The organism is Collinsella sp. AF02-46-1 (assembly GCF_003465825.1).
GTDB lineage: Bacteria > Actinomycetota > Coriobacteriia > Coriobacteriales > Coriobacteriaceae > Collinsella.
On record NZ_QSBV01000009.1, the window covers coordinates 19,046 to 36,217 of the forward strand.

A 17,172-nucleotide genomic window follows, 5' to 3' on the forward strand; every position below is an offset into this window, starting at 1 on the left:
CCGAAAACCGGTTTTCGAGGTCAAACCAAAAGCTGACCAAAACCTTGCACAAATCTGTCCATTTATTCAGGCACACGTCAGCAAATGAACACTTAGCCGCAAAATGCCCAGATGGCAAAAGACCGACGATGCAGGCGCATCGTCGGTCTATGCACAAATTTACTCGTAATCTTGGTAAATCTCACGCGGAGCAAGCTCCGAATGTTTGCGTTTTAAGGTCTTAGGGGCCTTATATGTGTTGCTCTCGAAGTCGATGTACTCTGTCTGCTTGAGCAGGCGCTCAATCATCTCCTCATGATCAAACAGTTCCCAGGCCTCATGCACGGCATCGAGTTTAGCGTGCGTCTCGGGACGACGCGGCATAAACAGCGTGCAGCAGTCGGGAGCGGCCTCAGTCGAGATATCGAAGGTACCGATCTCCTCGGCGCGCACGATGATCTCCTGCTTGTCCGAACCGATGAGAGGACGGAACACGGGAATCTTCACGGCTTCGTTGACGGCCATGATGTTCTCAAGCGTTTGGGAGGCAACCTGCCCAAGCGATTCGCCCGTAACGATGGCCCTGGCACCCTCGATGTGTGCAATGCGCTCAGCAACCGAATACATAATGCGGCGATACATGATCACGCGCAGGTTGCTGGGACAGGTGACCGAAATCTCACGCTGGCAGTCGCCAAACGGCACCACGTACAGGCGGCCGATCTGGACACCCGGCTCAAGCGCACGGATGATGTCCTGCACCAGGTATTCACTCGTGTCGGGCGTCTGCGGACGACCGGAGAAATGCACCGGCACGCACACCGCGCCGCGACGCGCGAGCATCCAGGTCGCCACCGGAGAATCGATACCCGACGACAGCAGCGTCACGACCTTGCCGGCAGAACCCACCGGAAGGCCGCCAACGCCGCGCTGGGAGCGCGCATACACGTAGACACTACCCTGAACCACCAGAACGTGCACCATCGCGTCGGGGTCGTGCATCTGGACCTTTTTATCGGGAAACGCCTCACACAGCACCTCGCCAACCTGTCGATTGATATCGATCGAGGTGAGCTCATAGTCAGTATTGGAGCGCTTGGCGTGCACCTTAAACGAATCGAAGGAACCAAACTCGCGCAGCGCCTTCACAGCGGCGGCGCAGTACTCCTGCGGGTCGCGGTTGGTGTGATACGCCAAAGACACACGGGCAACGCCGGGGACGGTGCGGATGACACGCGCCGCCTCGTCGGCCTGATGCTCGTTAAAGGTCACGAGGATATAACCGGAAATTCGAGACACGGCGTTCACGGAAAAGGCGGCCAAGGCCGCCTTGATGTTATCCATGAGGATATGCTCAAAATGTGCGCGGTTCTTGCCCTTCAGCCCAACCTCGTGATAGTGGACTAGGCAGACGCGAGCCGCCATTTAGGCTTCAGCAACCTTGTGGCCGAGCGCCTTCTCGTAACGGGCCTCGTCGTAAGAGATGTCGCCGTCGACAATCTCGTCCATAGCCATCGAGATGGTATCGGCACCGGAAAGCCCGATGGTGATGTCATCAACATCCTGGACGGCAAGCACGCGGTTGTGCTGGCCACGCAGCATGCTATTGATGTCGCAGGCGCGCTTGGAGGCAAGCGAAGCGAGCAGGAAGCGGTTGTGATCGGTCTTCTCCAGAAGATCGTCAATGCAAGGCTTTACAACGGACACGGACCTCAGATCCTTTCATGCATATCGAGAACGCGAACGAGCTCATCGGTCGCGCGGTCGAGATCGTCATTCACCACGACGTCGTCGTAGCGGTCGGCAAGGGCAAGCTCATCGGCAGCGTTTGCCATACGCAGCTCAATCGTCTCGGGCGTCTCGGTACCGCGACCGACTAGACGCTCGCGGAGCACCTCAAGCGAAGGCGGCTTGATAAAGATCAGCACGGCCTCGGGGAAACGCTCCTTCACCTGCAGGGCGCCCTGGACATCGATCTCCAAAATCAGAGACGAGCCCGAGGCGAGCTTGGATGTGACCTCGCTCACCAACGTGCCGTAGCAGTTACCGTGGACCTCGGCCCACTCAACAAACTCACCGTTTGCCACGCGGCGGTCGAACTCCTCGCGCGTCAGAAAAAAGTAGTTGACGCCGTCGACCTCACCTTTGCGTGGTGCTCGCGTGGTAGCCGAAACCGTCAGACCCAGGTTCGAGCGGCGCTCGCGCACACGAGTGACGAGCGTACCCTTGCCTGCGCCTGACGGTCCAGAAATCACAAAGAGCTTGGAATCCTGAGCGCTCACTTATTTGGTCAGCTGCTCGAGGAGCTGCTCGCGCTGACGGACACCGAGGCCCTGGACGCGACGAGTAGCGGAGATACCGAGCTCCTCCATGATCTTGGCGGCCTTGGCCTTGCCATAACCGGGGAGAGACTCGATGAGGGTGGAAACCTTCATGCGGGAAGCGATGGGGTCATCGGAGTTGAGCACGGACTCGAGGGACTTCTCGCCCTTCTTGATCTGCTCGCGAAGCTCAGCGCGGGCGTGACGTGCGGCAGCAGCCTTCTCAAGAGCCTGCTTGCGCTGCTCGTCGGTAAGCTGAGGGAGTGCCATTCGTACCTCCAAATAGTTGGGTTATATCTGATTCAATAATTGGCATTTTAGCACGTAGAACGTACAAAATGCCTAATCGCGGCTCCATAGGTTAGACGATACCCGCAAAAAGTGCAATATACTGCGCCCAAAGTTAAGCCCCTGACCTGCGATTCCACACAAAGGATGGGAAAGTTTACGCAGGCACAGGGGCTATTTTGTGCTAATGAGACCCAAAAGTGGTGACTTAGGGGAATCTTTTACGCAACGTTTTCGACCAGCTCGGCGACGATGGCGTCAAAGGCGGCAACCGGATCGTCGGCACCGGTGATGGGACGGCCCACCACAATGTGGCTTGCGCCACGCTCGATAGCCTGGGAAGGCGTCGCCACGCGGGACTGGTCACCAAGGGCGGCACCCACCGGACGCACACCCGGAGTCACGATCAGGGCATCAGGACCCAGCAGCTCACGCATGTCGTGAGCCTCCATCGGTGAGCACACGATGCCATCGATGCCGTTGGTCTGGGCAAGCTTTGCCAGACGGGCGGCTTCCTCGGCAACGGGAGACTCGACGCCGATCTCGCTCAAGGCATCCTGATTCATGCTCGTGAGCACGGTGATGGCGACGAGCTTGGCGCGGTCCTCACGCGCCTCCTCGGCACCCTCGCGGCAGGCAGCGAGCATAGCACCCGAGCCCAGGCCGTGGACCGAAAGCAGGTCGGCACCGGCAAGCGAGGCCGAGCGGGCAGCGCCGCGCACCTGATGCGGAATGTCATGGAACTTAAGGTCGAGGAAGACCTTAAAGCCAAGGTCCTTAAAGGTCTTGACGATCTGGGGACCCTCAGCGTAATAGAGCGTCATGCCGACCTTGAGCCAGGCGGCATGGCCCGAAAGCTCGTGGGCGAGCTCGAGCGCGCGCTCACGGTCGCAGTCGAGGGCGACGATAACACGGTCGCGGGCATCATTCTCTAGCATTCGAAAGCACCCACCAGCTCGTTGATGTCCTTTACGCCCTGGGACTCGGCCCAGGCCTCGAGCTCATGCGCGATCTTAAGCGAAGCGCACGGATCGACGAAGTTGGCCATGCCGACCGACACGCAGGTGGCGCCGGCCAGGATAAACTCAGCCGCATCCTCGCCAGTCATGACACCGCCGACACCGTTGATGGGGATATCGACGGCCTGGGCAACCTCCCAGACCATGCGCACGGCGATGTGGTGGCACAGCGGGCCCGAAAGGCCGCCCTTGGGCTTGGCCACGCGGGACTTGCGGGTATGGACGTCGATGGCCATGCCCTGGATGGAGTTGATGACCGAAAGGCCGTCGGCGCCGGCAGCCTCGAGGGCCTTGGCGATCTCGGCGACGTTGACCGGCGCCATCTTCACGAACAGCGGCTTATCGGTCACCTTGCGGCAAGCAGCCATAACGGAAGAGGCGCCCTCGGGCGTGGAGCCCATGGCGGCACCGCCGGCGGCGATATTAGGGCAGCTCACGTTGATCTCGTAGCCGGCAGCCCAGGGGCACAGCTCGACATACATCTCGAGTGCGCGGACAAACTCGTCAACGGAGTGCCCGGCAACCTGGCAAATGACCTGGCAACCGTCCTTGGACAGCTGCTCGAGCCACGGGCCGGACTCACGGGCAAAGGCGGCGACACCGGGGTTCTGCAGTCCCACGGAGTTGATCATACCGCCAGGAATCTCGGCCATGCGAGGCGCAGGGTTGCCCGGCCAGGGCTCGGCGGCACAGCCCTTGGTGGTAATGGCGCCCAGCTGGGAAACATCGAAGAAATTCTGGAACTGCCAACCGTAGCCGAAGGTACCGGCTGCGGTGTTGATGGGGTTCTGCATCTTGACGCCGCCGAAATCGACGGCCATGTTCACGGTACCCACTAGAAGACCACCACCTTGGAAGCATCGAACACGGGGCCGCACATGCAGGCGCCCTTCATACCGTCGACCGTCTCGACATTGCAGGTGTTGCAGGCGCCAAAGCCGCAGCTCATCATGCGCTCGAGCGACACCTCGCAGTACGCACCGGCCTCAGCGGCAGCGGCGGCGACTTTCTTCATCATGACGGCGGGGCCGCAGCTGGCCACGTAGTCGTAGCCGCCCTCGCCAAGCAGTTCTGCGGCAGGATCGGTGCAAAAACCGTGCGTGCCGAGCGAACCGTCGTCGGTGCACACGTTAACCGTGGCGCCCAGCGCGCGGAACTCATCGACACCCACGACTTTGGAAGCGGTGCCAAAGCCCAGGCACACGTCCACATCAACACCCTGCTCGGCAAGCATGCCGGCAAGACACAGCACAGGCGGAACGCCGATGCCACCGGCGACGAGCAGTGCCTTCCTGGTGCCCTCGGGTACCATCCAGCCACGGCCACCGGGGCCCAACAGGTTAGAGGTGGAGCCAGGGCCCATCTGGGACAAACGGCGGGTATCGTCGCCCACGACGGCGTACCACAGCTCGACGGTGCCAGCCTCGGCGTCGGCGCGGTAGAAACTCAAGGGCACACGAAGCAGAGAAGACGCATCGCCGGGGACGGCGATGTTCACAAACTGACCGGGCTTGAGCGCACTTGCAAGCTTGGGGGCCGAGATGACGAGCGAGAAGATGCCGTCGGCGATCTCCCGGTTCGAGACGACCTCGAAGTCGTGCATGCGTGCAGTGGAAGGTGTGGGCATAGACGCTCCAATCCCCCATGCGGTTGCATGGTCTAAACGAACAGAAAGCGCGGCACCGCAAGGGCGCCGCGCACAAAAGCGATAAGGCTATGCTAGCAGATGCAGCCGTCGGCGAGCGTCTGCTTGCCACCGACAAATACATCGGTGGCACGACCGGTGAGCGTGCGGCCGGCAAAACCGGAGTTCTCGGCGCGCGACTCGTAACCGTCCTCGCCAACCGTCCAGGTTGCGGAGGGGTCGAACACGGTCAGGTCGGCGACAGAGCCCGCCTTGACCTGAACCTGATCGAGGCCCAGAATCTCACGCGGCTTGATGGCCATGAGCTCGACCATGCGGCTCACGCTCATCTTGCCCGTGTTGACCAGCTCAGTGAGCACGAGCGACAGCGAAGTCTCGAGGCCAATCATTCCAAAGGGCGCGAGCTCGAACTCGCGGGCCTTCTCCCACGGGGTGTGGGGAGCGTGGTCGGTAACGATAGCGTCGACGGTACCGTCGATGACACCCTGACGGATGGCCTCGGCATCCTCGTCGGTGCGCAGCGGCGGATTGACCTTGAGCGAGGTGTTGTAGGTCTCGTCCAGGTCGTTCTCGGTCAGGAACATGTGGTGCGGGGTAGCCTCGCAGGTCACCTGGACACCGGCAGCCTTACCGGCACGCACGAGCTCCAGGCCATGAGCGGTGGAGATGTGCTGGATGTGCAGCTTGGCACCGGTCAGCTTGGCAATCTCGATGTCGCGGGCGATCTGGAGCTCCTCGCCGGCAGCCGGCCAGCCCTCGAGGGCCAGACGGGTCGAGACCTTGCCCTCGTTGATCTGGCCGTGGCCGACCAGGTCCTCGTCCTGGCAGTGGCTCATAAAGACCTTGCCGAACATCTTGCCGTAGTCCATGCAGCGACGGAGCATGCCCGCGCCCTGCACGCCACGACCGTCGTCGGTGAAGGCGACGGCGCCGTGGGCGACCATATCGCCCATCTCGGACATAGCCTCGCCCTTAAGACCGCGGGTCATGGCGCCCGACGGATAGACGCGGCAGTGACCGACCTCGGCAGCGCGGGACTTGACGAACTCCACGACGGTGCCGTTATCGGTGACGGGATCGGTGTTGGGCATGGCGCACACGCCGGTGAAGCCGCCCTTGGCAGCAGCGCGAGTGCCACTCTCGATGTCCTCTTTGACCTCGTAGCCAGGCTCGCGCAGATGCACGTGCATATCCACCAGGCCGGGGACGAGATACTTGCCGGAAAGGTCGCGGACCTCGGCTCCCTCGACGGCGAGATTCTCGCCGACCTCGGCGATCTTATCGCCGTCAATCAGGACGTCAACGACACCGTCAAGCTCGACGGACGGGTCGACGACGTGGGCATTCTTAAGAAGCAAGGCCATTATCGGCACCTCCAAGCAGCAGATACAGGATAGCCATACGCACGCAGATACCGGCGTAGACCTGCTCCAGGATGACGGAGCGTTGCGGGTGGTCGGCCATATAGGAGTCGAACTCGACGCCGCGGTTGATGGGGCCCGGGTGACAGATGATCGCGTCGGGCTTCATGAGCTTCTCGCGGTCCTTGGTCAGGCCGAAGAGCTTGTGGTACTCACGAATGGTCGGGAACGGGGCACCCTCGAGGCGCTCCTGCTGCACGCGCAGCATGTAGACGACGTCCAGCTCGGGCAGGACGGAATCGAGGTCGCTCGTCACGTGGTCGCAGCCCAGGACCTCGGGCGCCGGCGGCAGCAGCGTGCCGGGGGCGACGGCGTAGGTCTCGCAGCCCATGATCTTAAGGGCGGGGATCAGCGAGCCGCAGACACGGGAGTGCGCGATATCGCCGACGACGGCGACCTTCAGACCGTGGAAGTCGCCCTTGTGCTCCCAGATGGTGTACAGGTCGAGCAGGGCCTGCGTGGGGTGGTTGTGCTTGCCGTCGCCGGCGCAGATGACGCTCGCGGGCGAGTTCTGCGTGACGATGTAGGGCGCGCCGGCGTGCTTGTCGCGCACGACGATGCAGTCGATCTTATAGGCGTTGAGGGTCTCGACGGTATCGACGAGGCTCTCGCCCTTGACCGTGGAGGTCGAAGAGCCGCCAAAGTTGAGGCTGTCGGCCGAAAGACGCTTCTCGGCGAGCTCGAAGGAGCTGCGCGTGCGCGTCGAGGGCTCGTTAAACATGTTGACGATGGTCTTGCCCTTGAGCGTGGGGACCTTCTTGATCGCACGCTCGTTGACCTCGGAGAACGCCTTGGCGGTCTCGAGGATGAGCTTGATGTCCTCTTCGGAGTACTCGGTAATGTCGATCAGGTGCTTATGGTTGAACGCCACGGTACTACTCACCTCCCAGCGGCGCGGAGCCCACGTGGGAACCCGGCGCGACGTCGTTAATCTCGACGGCGGTGTGGCCGTCGACTTCCTTCATATATAGGTGCACGTTCTCCTCATGCGACGAGGGAACGTTCTTGCCGACAAAGTCCGGCGAGATGGGGAGCTCACGGTGGCCACGGTCAACGAGAACTGCCAGCTCAACACGGCTCGGACGGCCCAGGTCCATAACGGCGTCCAGAGCGGCGCGGATGGTACGGCCCGTATACAGGATGTCGTCCACCAGCACGACGCGCTTGCCGTCGACGCTGAAGGGAATGTTGGTAGCGTGGATCGCGGGAGCGAAATTGGTCGCATAGTCATCGCGGTAGAAGCTGATATCGAGGCTGCCGAGCGGAACGTCGACGCCCTCGATCTCCTTGATCTCCTCGGCGAGCTTCTTTGCCAGAAGGTCGCCGCGCGTGACGATGCCGACCAGAGCGAGGTCTTCACAGCCCTCGTTGCGCTCGAGAATCTCGTGCGCGATGCGGGTCATCGCTCGATTGACGGCGGTCTCGTCCATGATGACCGCCTTGGGGGAAGTCGTGCCCATCGATCTCCTTCCTCACATGTCTTGACTGCTGACACAGTCAAAAAAATAGATGCCCGACCGCTCAAAGCGGACCAGACACCCACAGGAAGGGCTGCTCTTTGGCAGCTATGTAATTCCATGTGGGTATCTCGTACCCCTTTAATGGTCAAGGGATAGTGTAGCCAACCTTGAGCTTAATTGCGAGCATAAATACAGAGCAATCCGTAAACGGAGCCCTACGCTCAATAAACCTATATATATTTGTGGGACGAGCTTGAAAACCTTGTTGCGAGCTGGCATAATCCCCCCTGCTGCACGCAAATCGGATCTACGTCCAGGGCCGTAGCGTGGGCACTATCGCCAAAAGAGGAATATCTCTGTGTAGATTGCGCACAGGGAGTGACTTCTGTGCTATAGTTCAGGCTTGTTTGTTAACGCGACATGTTCGTTTGTCGCCCAAGGAGGGTCAGTTATGTCCAAAGTTTGCGAAGTTTGCGGTAAGCACCCCGTTGCCGGTCGCTCCATCAGCCACTCTCACCGCGTCACCAACCGTAAGTTCCGCCCCAACATCCAGCGCGTCTACGTCGTCGTCGATGGTCACCGTCGCAAGATGAACGTTTGCTCCACCTGCCTCAAGTCCGGCAAGGTTGCGCGCTCCTAAATAAGGTCTTAACAACCAGTACCTCGGACTCTCCGGGTCAAAGACCTCGCGTTCATATAGAACTTACCAAAGGCGTCCTCCCCCACGGAGGGCGCCTTTTTGCACTCATTGGGGACAGACTTACATGAGTGTTTGCAGATGTCAAAGGAATCATAGCCCAGCTGATATGCCTTGAAGCTTGACCAGCGGTACGCATCGAGCGAGTCGAGCGCGCCTTTCACAGGATTGAGATGGATATAATCGAGCAACTGGACCGCCTGCGTGTCCGACTCGACCGCGACCCGCGAATAGCGATTGTCAAACAGGTGCCCCGTTCTCCCCGTTTTCCCATTGAAATACTCATATAAGTCTGTCCCCAATGAGTGGGGCGATGCGGCAAACGGAAAGTTAAAAGTTATAGTTGAAACGTTTCAGTTTATTGAAGCGTTTTAGTGTGCCTTTTACGGGAATCTTACCGTTTACCGAATTATTTCTTGCTATCATGCAAGACGTAGGGTAAATCTCCGATCGCAAGGAGACACAAATGGTGAAAAAGTCACCGGAAAACACTACTCCCGCAATTGTGGACAACGTAGAGGCGCTTGAGGCTAAGCTCGCTCAGATGCGAGAGGCCCAGGCGCTTTTTGCTACGTACACGCAGGAGCAGGTCGACAAGATCTTCTATGAGGCCGCCATGGCCGCCAACAAGGCTCGTATCCCGTTGGCGAAGATGGCCATCGAGGAGACCGGCCGCGGCGTTCTTGAGGACAAGGTCATCAAGAACCACTACGCCGCAGAGTACATCTACAACGCTTACAAGAACACCAAGACCTGTGGTGTCCTGGAGCGCGACGAGGCCTACGGCATCACCAAGATCGCCGAGCCCATCGGCATCGTGGGCGCCGTCATCCCGACGACCAACCCCACCTCCACTGCGATCTTCAAGACGCTGATCAGCCTGAAGACCCGCAACGCCATCATCATCTCCCCGCACCCGGCTGCCGCCAAGTGCACCATCGCCGCCGCTAAGCTCGTGCTTGACGCCGCCGTCAAGGCCGGTGCCCCCGAGGGCATCATCGGCTGGGTCGATGTCCCCTCCATCGAGCTGACCAACATGGTCATGCGCGACGTCGACATCATCCTCGCCACCGGTGGCCCGGGCATGGTCAAGGCCGCCTACTCCTCGGGCAAGCCCGCCCTGGGCGTTGGCGCCGGTAACACCCCGGTCGTCATCGACGACACCGCCGACGTGCTGCTCGCCGTCAACTCCATCATCCACTCCAAGACCTTCGACAACGGCATGATCTGCGCTTCCGAGCAGTCCGTGACCGTCATCGACACCATCTATGACCAGGTTAAGGCCGAGTTCCAGAAGCGCGGCTGCTACTTCGTCAAGCAGGGTGCCGAGATGGAGGCTCTGCGTGCCGCCATGTTCAAGAACGGCGCTCTCGACCACCGCATCCCCGGCATGGCTGCCGCCAAGATCGCCGAGCTCGCAGGCATCGAGGTTCCCGCCAAGACCAAGATCCTGATCGCCGAGGTCACCTCCACCGACCCCGCCAAGGAGGAGTTCTCCCACGAGAAGCTCTCCCCGGTCCTGGCCATGTACCACGCCAAGGACTTCCAGGAGGCAGTCGACAAGGCCGAGCACCTGGTGCTCGCCGGTGGCCCGGGCCACACCGCCTCTCTGTACGTGCACCCCGCCCAGGCCGAGAAGATCAGCCTGTTCGAGCACGTCATGAAGGCCTGCCGTATCGTCATCAACACCCCGTCCTCGCACGGCGGCATCGGTGACCTGTACAACTTTGGCATGAAGCCGTCTCTGACCCTGGGCTGCGGCTCCTGGGGCGGCAACTCCGTCTCCGAGAACGTTGGGGTGAAGCACTTGATCAACGTTAAGACTGTGGCCGAGCGCCGTGAGAACATGCTGTGGTTCCGCGCTCCCGAGAAGGTCTACTTCAAGAAGGGTTCCACGCCCGTCGCCCTCGACGAGCTCGGTACCGTCATGGGCAAGAAGCGCGCCTTCATCGTCACCGACCAGTTCCTCTTCAAGAATGGCAACACCCGCGCCATCGAGGCCAAGCTCGACGAGATGGGCATCGCCCACGACTGCTTCTACGACGTCGAGCCCGATCCGTCGCTGCAGTGCGCACGTCGCGGCGCCAAGCAGATGGCTCTCTTTGAGCCTGACGTGATCATCGCCGTCGGCGGTGGCTCCGCTATGGACGCCGGCAAGATCATGTGGATGATGTACGAGCACCCCGAGTGCAAGTTTGAGGACATGGCCATGGACTTCATGGACATCCGCAAGCGTATCTTCACTTTCCCCGAGATGGGCAAGAAGGCCTACTTCGTCGCCGTCCCGACCTCTTCGGGTACCGGCTCCGAGTGCACGCCGTTCGCCATCATCACCGACAAGGAGACCGGCATCAAGTGGCCGCTCGCCGACTACGCGCTGCTCCCCAACATGGCTATCGTCGACGCCGACAACTGCATGACCGCCCCGCGCGGCCTGACCGCTGCCTCCGGCATCGACGTCATGACCCACGCCATCGAGTCCTATGTCTCCATCATGGCTTCCGACTACACCAAGGGCCTCTCCGAGCGCGCTGCTAAGCTCGTCTTCGAGAACCTGCCCTCCAGCTTCACGAACGGCGCCAAGGACCCGCATGCCCGCGAGGAGATGCACAACGCCTCCTGCATGGCCGGTATGGCCTTCGCCAACGCCTTCCTGGGCCTCAACCACTCCATGGCTCACAAGCTCGGCGCCTTCCATCACCTGCCCCACGGCCTCGCCAACGCTGTCATCCTGACTCGCGTCATGCGCTACAACGCCGCCGAGGCTCCCGTCAAGATGGGTACCTTCTCCCAGTATCCTTACCCCAACGCGCTGCACAACTACGCCGAGATGGCCAAGTACTGCGGCATCGAGGGCAAGGACGACAAGGAGGTCTTCGAGAACTTCATCACGAAGCTCGAGGAGCTCAAGGACTTCATCGGCGTCAAGAAGACCATCGCCGACTACGGTGTTGACGAGCAGTACTTCCTCGACACCCTCGACGAGATGACCGAGCAGGCATTCAACGACCAGTGCACCGGCGCCAACCCGCGCTACCCGCTCATGAGCGAGATCAAGGAGCTCTACCTGGACGCCTACTACGGCCGAGAGCCTCAGGACTACGCCGTCTGCTAGTTTTAGCACGGTTTTTAACGGCGGGGGTGCACGGGTGTTTCACACACCCCCGCCGTCGCTTCTATCGCATCGTTGAAAGGATGCAACCATGCTGCTACCCGATTCCAAGACCGAGCTCGTCCGCCGTGGCAACAAGGTCGTTTACGACCTGGGCGACAAGATCGTCAAGGTCTTTAACGAGACCAAGCCCGTCTCCGACGTGTTCAACGAGGCTTTGAATCTTGCCCGCATCAATGAGTGCGGCATCCGCAGCCCCAAGGCTCTCGAGGTTTCCCAGCTCGAGAACGCCAACGGCTGGGCGCTCGTGACCGAGAAGGTTCCGGGCACCACCCTTGCCGAGAAGATGACTGCCGAGCCTCAGCGCTTTGGTGAGTATCTCGAGATGTTCGTCGACCTCCAGATCGAGATCCACGGCTACACCTCCCCGCTGCTCAACCGTCAGCGCGACAAGTTCGCCCGCATGATCGACAGCCTTGATCAGCTCAATGCCACCACGCGCTACAACCTTCAGGAGCGTCTGGACGGCATGACCAAGGAGTTCAAGGTCTGCCACGGCGACTTCAACCCCTCCAACGTCATCGTCGGCGACGACGGCCAGCTCTATGTGTGCGACTGGGCACACGCCACCCAGGGCTCCCCTGCTGCCGACGTTGCCACCACCTACCTGCTCTTCGCCCTCAACAGCAAGGACCAGGCTGAGGCCTACCTGGAGCTCTACTGCGACCGCGCCGACATGCCCATGCAGGTCGTGCGTCAGTGGACGAGCATCGTCGCCGCTTCCGAGCTCGCTCGTAAGCGCAACGTGAACGATGAGTTCCTGAAGAACTGGATCGACGTCGTCGATTATCAGTAATATCTGAGCGATTTATTTCGCATCGGAGGCACAAGAAAACCCCGCAACTCATATGGGCTGTGGGGTTTTTCTTTCAGATATCGAGGATGCCACAAGATAAAAGGACGGCCCCACATCTCCCCGATCTGGAGAAATGCGGGGCCGTCCCGTATATCGAACTACAAGCGAAATCGTCGATTAACGGCGGGCCGCCTTAACAAGCTCAGCAACCTTGGCGACGACCTCGTCGATCGCCACGTCCTCACGCTCGCCCGTGGCACGGTCCTTGAGCTCCACAGTACCATTCTTGAGGCCACGCTTACCCAGAACGACCTGATACGGGAAGCCCATGAGGTCGTTATCGGCAAACTTAAAGCCGGGACGCTCGTCACGGTCATCGACGACAACCTCGATACCCTCGGCGCACAGGCCCTCGACGATTTGGTCGCAGACGGTAGCGCACTCCTCCTTCTTGGGGTCGAGCGGAATCACTGCAACCTCATACGGGGCAACGGAGACCGGCCAGACGATACCGTGCTCGTCGTTGTGCTGCTCCACGACGGCAGCGAGCGAGCGGGACACGCCCACGCCGTAGCAACCCATGATAAGCGGCTTCTCCTTGCCGTCCTCATCCATAAAGGTGGCACCCATGGCCTCGGAGTACTTGGTGCCCAGCTGGAAGACCTGAGAGACCTCGATGCCGCGGGCAGCAGAGAGCGGCTTGCCGCAGTGCGGGCAGGGATCGCCGGCAACGACGGTAACCAGGTCGGCCCACTCATCGACGGTAAAGTCGCGCTCGGGGCAGGCACCGGTAAAGTGATAATCAACCTCGTTGGCACCGCAGGCCCACTGCTTGGACTCACGCAGGCTCTCATCGCAAACCAGACGGATGCCTTCGGGCAGGTTGACCGGACCGATAAAGCCCTTGTGCAGACCGTTCGCCTGAAGCTCCTCGTCGGTCATCATACGATAGCCCTTGCCAAAGACATGCTCGGCCTTGCAGTCATTGAGCTCGTGGTCGCCCGGGACAATGGCCACGACCGGCTTGCCCTCGGCGTCGATCAACGCCAGCGACTTGCGCGTACCGTTCTCGGGGAAACCGAAAAACTTGGCGACGGCCTCGATGGTGCCCATACCCGGAGTCTCGACCTTGGTAAGCGTGCCGTCGCCGGGCCCCTCGGTCACAACGACCTTGGTGCTTGCAGCCTCGTCATCGGCAGCAAAGCCACAATCGTCGCAGTAGACGAGCGAGGCCTCACCGGCGTCGGCCAGAGCCATGTACTCGACGGAGGTGTCGCCGCCGATCTCGCCGGAGTCGGCGACAACGGGCAGAGCCTTGATGTAGCAGCGCTCGCAGATGTTGGCGTAGGCCTGCTTCATCTTGTCGTACTCCTCCTGCAGGCTCTCCTGCGTGGCAGAGAAGCTATAGGCGTCCTTCATGATGAACTCGCGGCCGCGCATCAGGCCAAAGCGGGGACGGAACTCATCGCGGAACTTATCCTGAATGTGGTACAGGTTGACGGGCAGCTGCTTATAGGAGCGCAGCTCGTTGCGCACCAGGGCCGTGACGGTCTCCTCGTGCGTGGGGCCCAGCACAAACTCGCGACCATGACGGTCGTCAAAGCGCACGAGCTCCTTGCCATAGGCATCGATGCGGCCGGACTCACGCCACAGCTCGGCGTCGACCATAATGGGCATCATAAGCTCCTGGGCACCGGCGGCATCCATTTCGTCGCGCACGATGTTCTCGATCTTGCGGATCGAGCGCCATGCGAGCGGCAGGTAGGAATACAGACCGGCGGCCTCCTTACGGATCATGCCGGCACGGAGCAGCAGGCGGTGGCTGGCGAGCTCAGCGTCAGCCGGATCCTCTTTAAGCGTCGGCGCATAGAGCTTAGACATATACATTGCTCGGGTCATTTATTTCTCCTCAATAAGTTTGTCGACCTCGGCCATAAGCGCGTCGACAATTTGATCCTCAGCTACTTTACCAATGATCTGGCCATGCGAAAAGAGCAGGCCCTGACCACGTCCGCAGGCAACACCCAGGTCGGCGTCAGATGCCTCTCCGGGGCCGTTGACCGCACATCCCATCACGGCGATCGAAAGCGGCGCGGAATAGTTCTTAAGCCGCTCGGTGACCTCCTCGGCGATGGGAATCAGGTTAACCTGGCAGCGGGCGCACGTGGGGCACGAGACAATCTCGGGACCACGGCGACGCAGGCCCAGCGACTGTAGAATTCCCCAGGCGACCGGCGGCTCCTCAACCGGATCGGCCGTGAGCGACACACGCATGGTGTCACCGATGCCTTCGGAAAGCAAGATACCCAAGCCTACAGAGCTCTTGATGGTGCCCTGAAGCTTGGTCCCCGCCTCCGTCACGCCCAGGTGGAGCGGAACATGCGGTATCTCGCGCGACAGGGCGCGATAGGTATCAAGTGTCGTCTGTACGCTATGGGCCTTGGCGGATAGCACGATGTTGGTAAACCCACGGTCCTCAAAGTGCCGCACAAAGCGTTCGCTCGACATCACGAGCTTTTCGGGCTGCGTGAGGTCGTCGCGCTCGGCAATATCTTGCTCAAGCGAGCCCGCGTTCACGCCAATGCGAATCGCGCAGCCCGCGGCACCCGCGGCATCGATGACGGCATCGACCTTAGCCCAATCGCCGATATTGCCGGGGTTGATGCGCAGCTTAGAGGCACCAGCCTCGACAGCGCCAATGGCAAGCTTATGGTTAAAATGGATATCGGCGACGATTGGCACCGGAGACTCGGCACAAATCGTGCGAAAGCCCTCGAGCGCAGCCTCGGTAGGCACGCTCACGCGCACGATATCGCAGCCAGCCTGCGCCAACGCGCACACTTGCGCAAGCGTTGCCTGGGCATCAGCAGTATCGGTGCAGGTCATAGACTGAACCACGACCGGAGCGCCACCACCGATCTGCACGCCGCCCACATGCACGGGGCGCGTCAACTCGCGAGGCAAAGGATGGGATAAAGACAATCCAAACACTCCCCTACAGAATAAATCGAAGGATGTCGGAACGAAGCATATAGACAAACAGCAATGCGAAGAGCGCGACGCCCACATAGCTCACGATCGTCTGGACCTTGAGCGGCAGCTCGCGGCCAGCAATCTTTTGAATGATCTCAATAAGCAGCTTGCCGCCATCGAGTGGTGGGATGGGCAGCAGGTTCATAAAGCCAAGCGAGAACGAAATGAGCGCGGCAAACGACAAGAACGTGACGGGACCGGCAGCAGCTGCCTGCGAGGACATGACGCTAATACCCACGATCGAAGAGGACTGATCGAGGATCTCCATCGTATGCTGCGGCTGGAGCAGGCGCATCACGCCCTCCGCTGTCTGCGCAACATACGAGAAGGAGAGGCGCGCCGAGGTGATGGGGTCCAAACGGACCACCTGCGTAGAGGCATAAACGCCCAGACGTTCGTCCTCTTTGAGTGCGACCGAGGTCGAACACTGCTTGCCATCGCGCTCATACTCAATAGCAATATCGTCCTTACCGGCAGCCTTGCCGATGGCATCGTAGACATCCATCCAAGTGGAACATGAGACACCGTCAACCGAAAGGATCGCGTCACCGCCCTCGATACCCGCCTTGGCGGCAATAGACCCCTCGTCAACCTGACCGATCACGTTGGTATCCATCGGCACGGTGACACCCGCAATGGAATAGATACTCATAAGGAGCAAAAAGCCTGTCAAGATATTGACAATAATGCCCGCGAGCAGCATAAAGACGCGCTTGAGAAAGCCCTGGCCAAGATAGGTGTGCGAACGCTCTTGTGCAAGGAACTCGGCCTCGCCGCACGGCAGCTCCCACACATCGCCCTCGGCAGTTGAATGTTCGCGATCGAAACGGCGGCCGTCAAAGGTGGTGTAACCCGCCGCGTCTCGCGGCAGCGTCTGATACTTGGTGGGATAGTAGCTCGGCGAGGGCTTCTCCCCTTCCTCATACCAGGGTGCGATGGAGCCCCAGCCCAGCAACAGGGCACAAGCCTCGAGCACATCCTCCTCGGAAAGCTCGAGCTCGACAGCAAGGTCGGCCACGGTCACGCGACCATGACGATAGATAGCCGCGAGCACGCGATCGGCGCACGAGACATCGGTCGGATCCATACCGCAGATGGCAGCGTAGCCACCCAGCAGCAGCGGGGTCACGCCAAACTTGGTTCCAATGCGACGCGACGTGTAATGGATGTCAAAGCGGCACGGCAGACCCAAAAAGAACTCGGTCACACGGACGCCGCAGGCACGCGCCGCCAAAAAATGGCCGCCCTCGTGCAAAAACACGAGGACGGAAAGCATCAGCAGGCCCCAAAAGACCGATGAGAGAACGCTCAGAACAGTATCCATAAAACGAAAAAGCAATC

At 60.5% G+C, this 17,172-nt stretch carries 16 protein-coding genes; 3 read left to right on the top strand and 13 right to left on the bottom strand.

The genetic code is table 11. The features are described 5' to 3' along the window. Positions 1–159: 159 nt before the first annotated feature. From thiI to pyrR, 10 genes are all read right to left on the bottom strand, one after another. On the bottom strand, positions 160–1,404 hold the full coding sequence (gene thiI, locus DWV20_RS04930) for a tRNA uracil 4-sulfurtransferase ThiI (protein WP_118256508.1): 1,245 nt from the start codon (positions 1,402–1,404) through the stop codon (positions 160–162). Next, complete coding sequence (locus DWV20_RS04935) at positions 1,405–1,686, bottom strand: DNA-directed RNA polymerase subunit omega (RefSeq protein ID WP_035138532.1); 282 nt, start codon at positions 1,684–1,686, stop codon at positions 1,405–1,407. 5 nt (positions 1,687–1,691) lie between these two features. Beyond that, positions 1,692–2,261, bottom strand: coding sequence for a guanylate kinase (gene gmk, locus DWV20_RS04940; protein ID WP_099431806.1), 570 nt, complete (start codon positions 2,259–2,261; stop codon positions 1,692–1,694). Further along, entirely contained in the window at positions 2,262–2,570 is a 309-nt protein-coding gene (gene mihF / locus DWV20_RS04945) for an integration host factor, actinobacterial type (RefSeq protein ID WP_006236130.1), read from the bottom strand. A gap of 239 nt (positions 2,571–2,809) precedes the next feature. Continuing rightward, positions 2,810–3,526, bottom strand: coding sequence for an orotidine-5'-phosphate decarboxylase (gene pyrF, locus DWV20_RS04950; protein WP_118256509.1), 717 nt, complete (start codon positions 3,524–3,526; stop codon positions 2,810–2,812). Beyond that, positions 3,520–4,428 carry a dihydroorotate dehydrogenase gene (locus DWV20_RS04955; protein WP_006236128.1) on the bottom strand — a complete coding sequence of 303 codons (909 nt, stop codon included), beginning with the start codon at positions 4,426–4,428 and terminating at the stop codon, positions 3,520–3,522. Before DWV20_RS04955 ends, pyrF begins: the two co-directional genes overlap by 7 nt. Before the next feature lie 14 nt (positions 4,429–4,442). Further along, on the bottom strand, positions 4,443–5,210 hold the full coding sequence (locus tag DWV20_RS04960) for a dihydroorotate dehydrogenase electron transfer subunit (protein ID WP_117800177.1): 768 nt from the start codon (positions 5,208–5,210) through the stop codon (positions 4,443–4,445). A gap of 116 nt (positions 5,211–5,326) precedes the next feature. Continuing rightward, complete coding sequence (locus DWV20_RS04965) at positions 5,327–6,616, bottom strand: dihydroorotase (RefSeq protein ID WP_117637247.1); 1,290 nt, start codon at positions 6,614–6,616, stop codon at positions 5,327–5,329. Further along, positions 6,600–7,544, bottom strand: coding sequence for an aspartate carbamoyltransferase catalytic subunit (locus DWV20_RS04970; RefSeq protein ID WP_035138537.1), 945 nt, complete (start codon positions 7,542–7,544; stop codon positions 6,600–6,602). The genes DWV20_RS04965 and DWV20_RS04970 overlap by 17 nt, the downstream gene beginning before the upstream one ends. Positions 7,545–7,548: 4 nt before the next feature. Continuing rightward, positions 7,549–8,133, bottom strand: a complete 585-nt coding sequence (gene pyrR / locus DWV20_RS04975) for a bifunctional pyr operon transcriptional regulator/uracil phosphoribosyltransferase PyrR (protein WP_117800135.1) — start codon at positions 8,131–8,133, stop codon at positions 7,549–7,551. 451 nt (positions 8,134–8,584) lie between these two features. Between pyrR and rpmB the strand changes: the two genes are divergently transcribed. The 3 genes from rpmB to DWV20_RS04990 all read left to right on the top strand — a co-directional run bounded on the left by rpmB (position 8,585) and on the right by DWV20_RS04990 (position 12,798). Then, positions 8,585–8,773, top strand: a complete 189-nt coding sequence (gene rpmB, locus DWV20_RS04980; protein ID WP_022094725.1) for a 50S ribosomal protein L28 — start codon at positions 8,585–8,587, stop codon at positions 8,771–8,773. A gap of 523 nt (positions 8,774–9,296) precedes the next feature. Continuing rightward, a complete protein-coding gene (gene adhE, locus DWV20_RS04985; RefSeq protein ID WP_055250041.1) occupies positions 9,297–11,945 on the top strand; it encodes a bifunctional acetaldehyde-CoA/alcohol dehydrogenase in 2,649 nt (882 codons plus the stop codon). An 88-nt stretch (positions 11,946–12,033) separates the two neighbouring features. Further along, on the top strand, positions 12,034–12,798 hold the full coding sequence (locus DWV20_RS04990) for an aminoglycoside phosphotransferase family protein (RefSeq protein ID WP_006236119.1): 765 nt from the start codon (positions 12,034–12,036) through the stop codon (positions 12,796–12,798). Between the two features lie 177 nt (positions 12,799–12,975). Here DWV20_RS04990 and DWV20_RS04995 read toward each other — a convergent pair whose 3' ends face one another. From DWV20_RS04995 to DWV20_RS05005, 3 genes are read right to left on the bottom strand one after another with little or no spacing between them, the layout of a single operon-like run. Next, complete coding sequence (locus DWV20_RS04995; RefSeq protein ID WP_233539778.1) at positions 12,976–14,697, bottom strand: proline--tRNA ligase; 1,722 nt, start codon at positions 14,695–14,697, stop codon at positions 12,976–12,978. Beyond that, the gene (gene ispG / locus DWV20_RS05000; protein WP_117564267.1) at positions 14,698–15,780 is read right to left on the bottom strand and encodes a flavodoxin-dependent (E)-4-hydroxy-3-methylbut-2-enyl-diphosphate synthase; all 1,083 of its coding nucleotides are present in this window, start codon (positions 15,778–15,780) and stop codon (positions 14,698–14,700) included. 13 nt (positions 15,781–15,793) lie between these two features. Beyond that, positions 15,794–17,155, bottom strand: coding sequence for an RIP metalloprotease (locus DWV20_RS05005; RefSeq protein ID WP_118256510.1), 1,362 nt, complete (start codon positions 17,153–17,155; stop codon positions 15,794–15,796). Positions 17,156–17,172 lie beyond the last annotated feature (17 nt).

Bases quoted from the DNA above. Each gene is read 5' to 3' on its own strand.
- thiI (WP_118256508.1), bottom strand. From the start codon at position 1,404: ATGGCGGCTCGCGTCTGCCTAGTCCACTATCACGAGGTTGGGCTGAAG.
- mihF (WP_006236130.1), bottom strand. From the start codon at position 2,570: ATGGCACTCCCTCAGCTTACCGACGAGCAGCGCAAGCAGGCTCTTGAG.
- pyrF (WP_118256509.1), bottom strand. From the start codon at position 3,526: ATGCTAGAGAATGATGCCCGCGACCGTGTTATCGTCGCCCTCGACTGC.
- DWV20_RS04955 (WP_006236128.1), bottom strand. From the start codon at position 4,428: ATGGCCGTCGATTTCGGCGGCGTCAAGATGCAGAACCCCATCAACACC.
- DWV20_RS04960 (WP_117800177.1), bottom strand. From the start codon at position 5,210: ATGCACGACTTCGAGGTCGTCTCGAACCGGGAGATCGCCGACGGCATC.
- DWV20_RS04965 (WP_117637247.1), bottom strand. From the start codon at position 6,616: ATGGCCTTGCTTCTTAAGAATGCCCACGTCGTCGACCCGTCCGTCGAG.
- pyrR (WP_117800135.1), bottom strand. From the start codon at position 8,133: ATGGGCACGACTTCCCCCAAGGCGGTCATCATGGACGAGACCGCCGTC.
- rpmB (WP_022094725.1), top strand. From the start codon at position 8,585: ATGTCCAAAGTTTGCGAAGTTTGCGGTAAGCACCCCGTTGCCGGTCGC.
- adhE (WP_055250041.1), top strand. From the start codon at position 9,297: ATGGTGAAAAAGTCACCGGAAAACACTACTCCCGCAATTGTGGACAAC.
- DWV20_RS04990 (WP_006236119.1), top strand. From the start codon at position 12,034: ATGCTGCTACCCGATTCCAAGACCGAGCTCGTCCGCCGTGGCAACAAG.
- DWV20_RS04995 (WP_233539778.1), bottom strand. From the start codon at position 14,697: ATGACCCGAGCAATGTATATGTCTAAGCTCTATGCGCCGACGCTTAAA.
- DWV20_RS05005 (WP_118256510.1), bottom strand. From the start codon at position 17,155: ATGGATACTGTTCTGAGCGTTCTCTCATCGGTCTTTTGGGGCCTGCTG.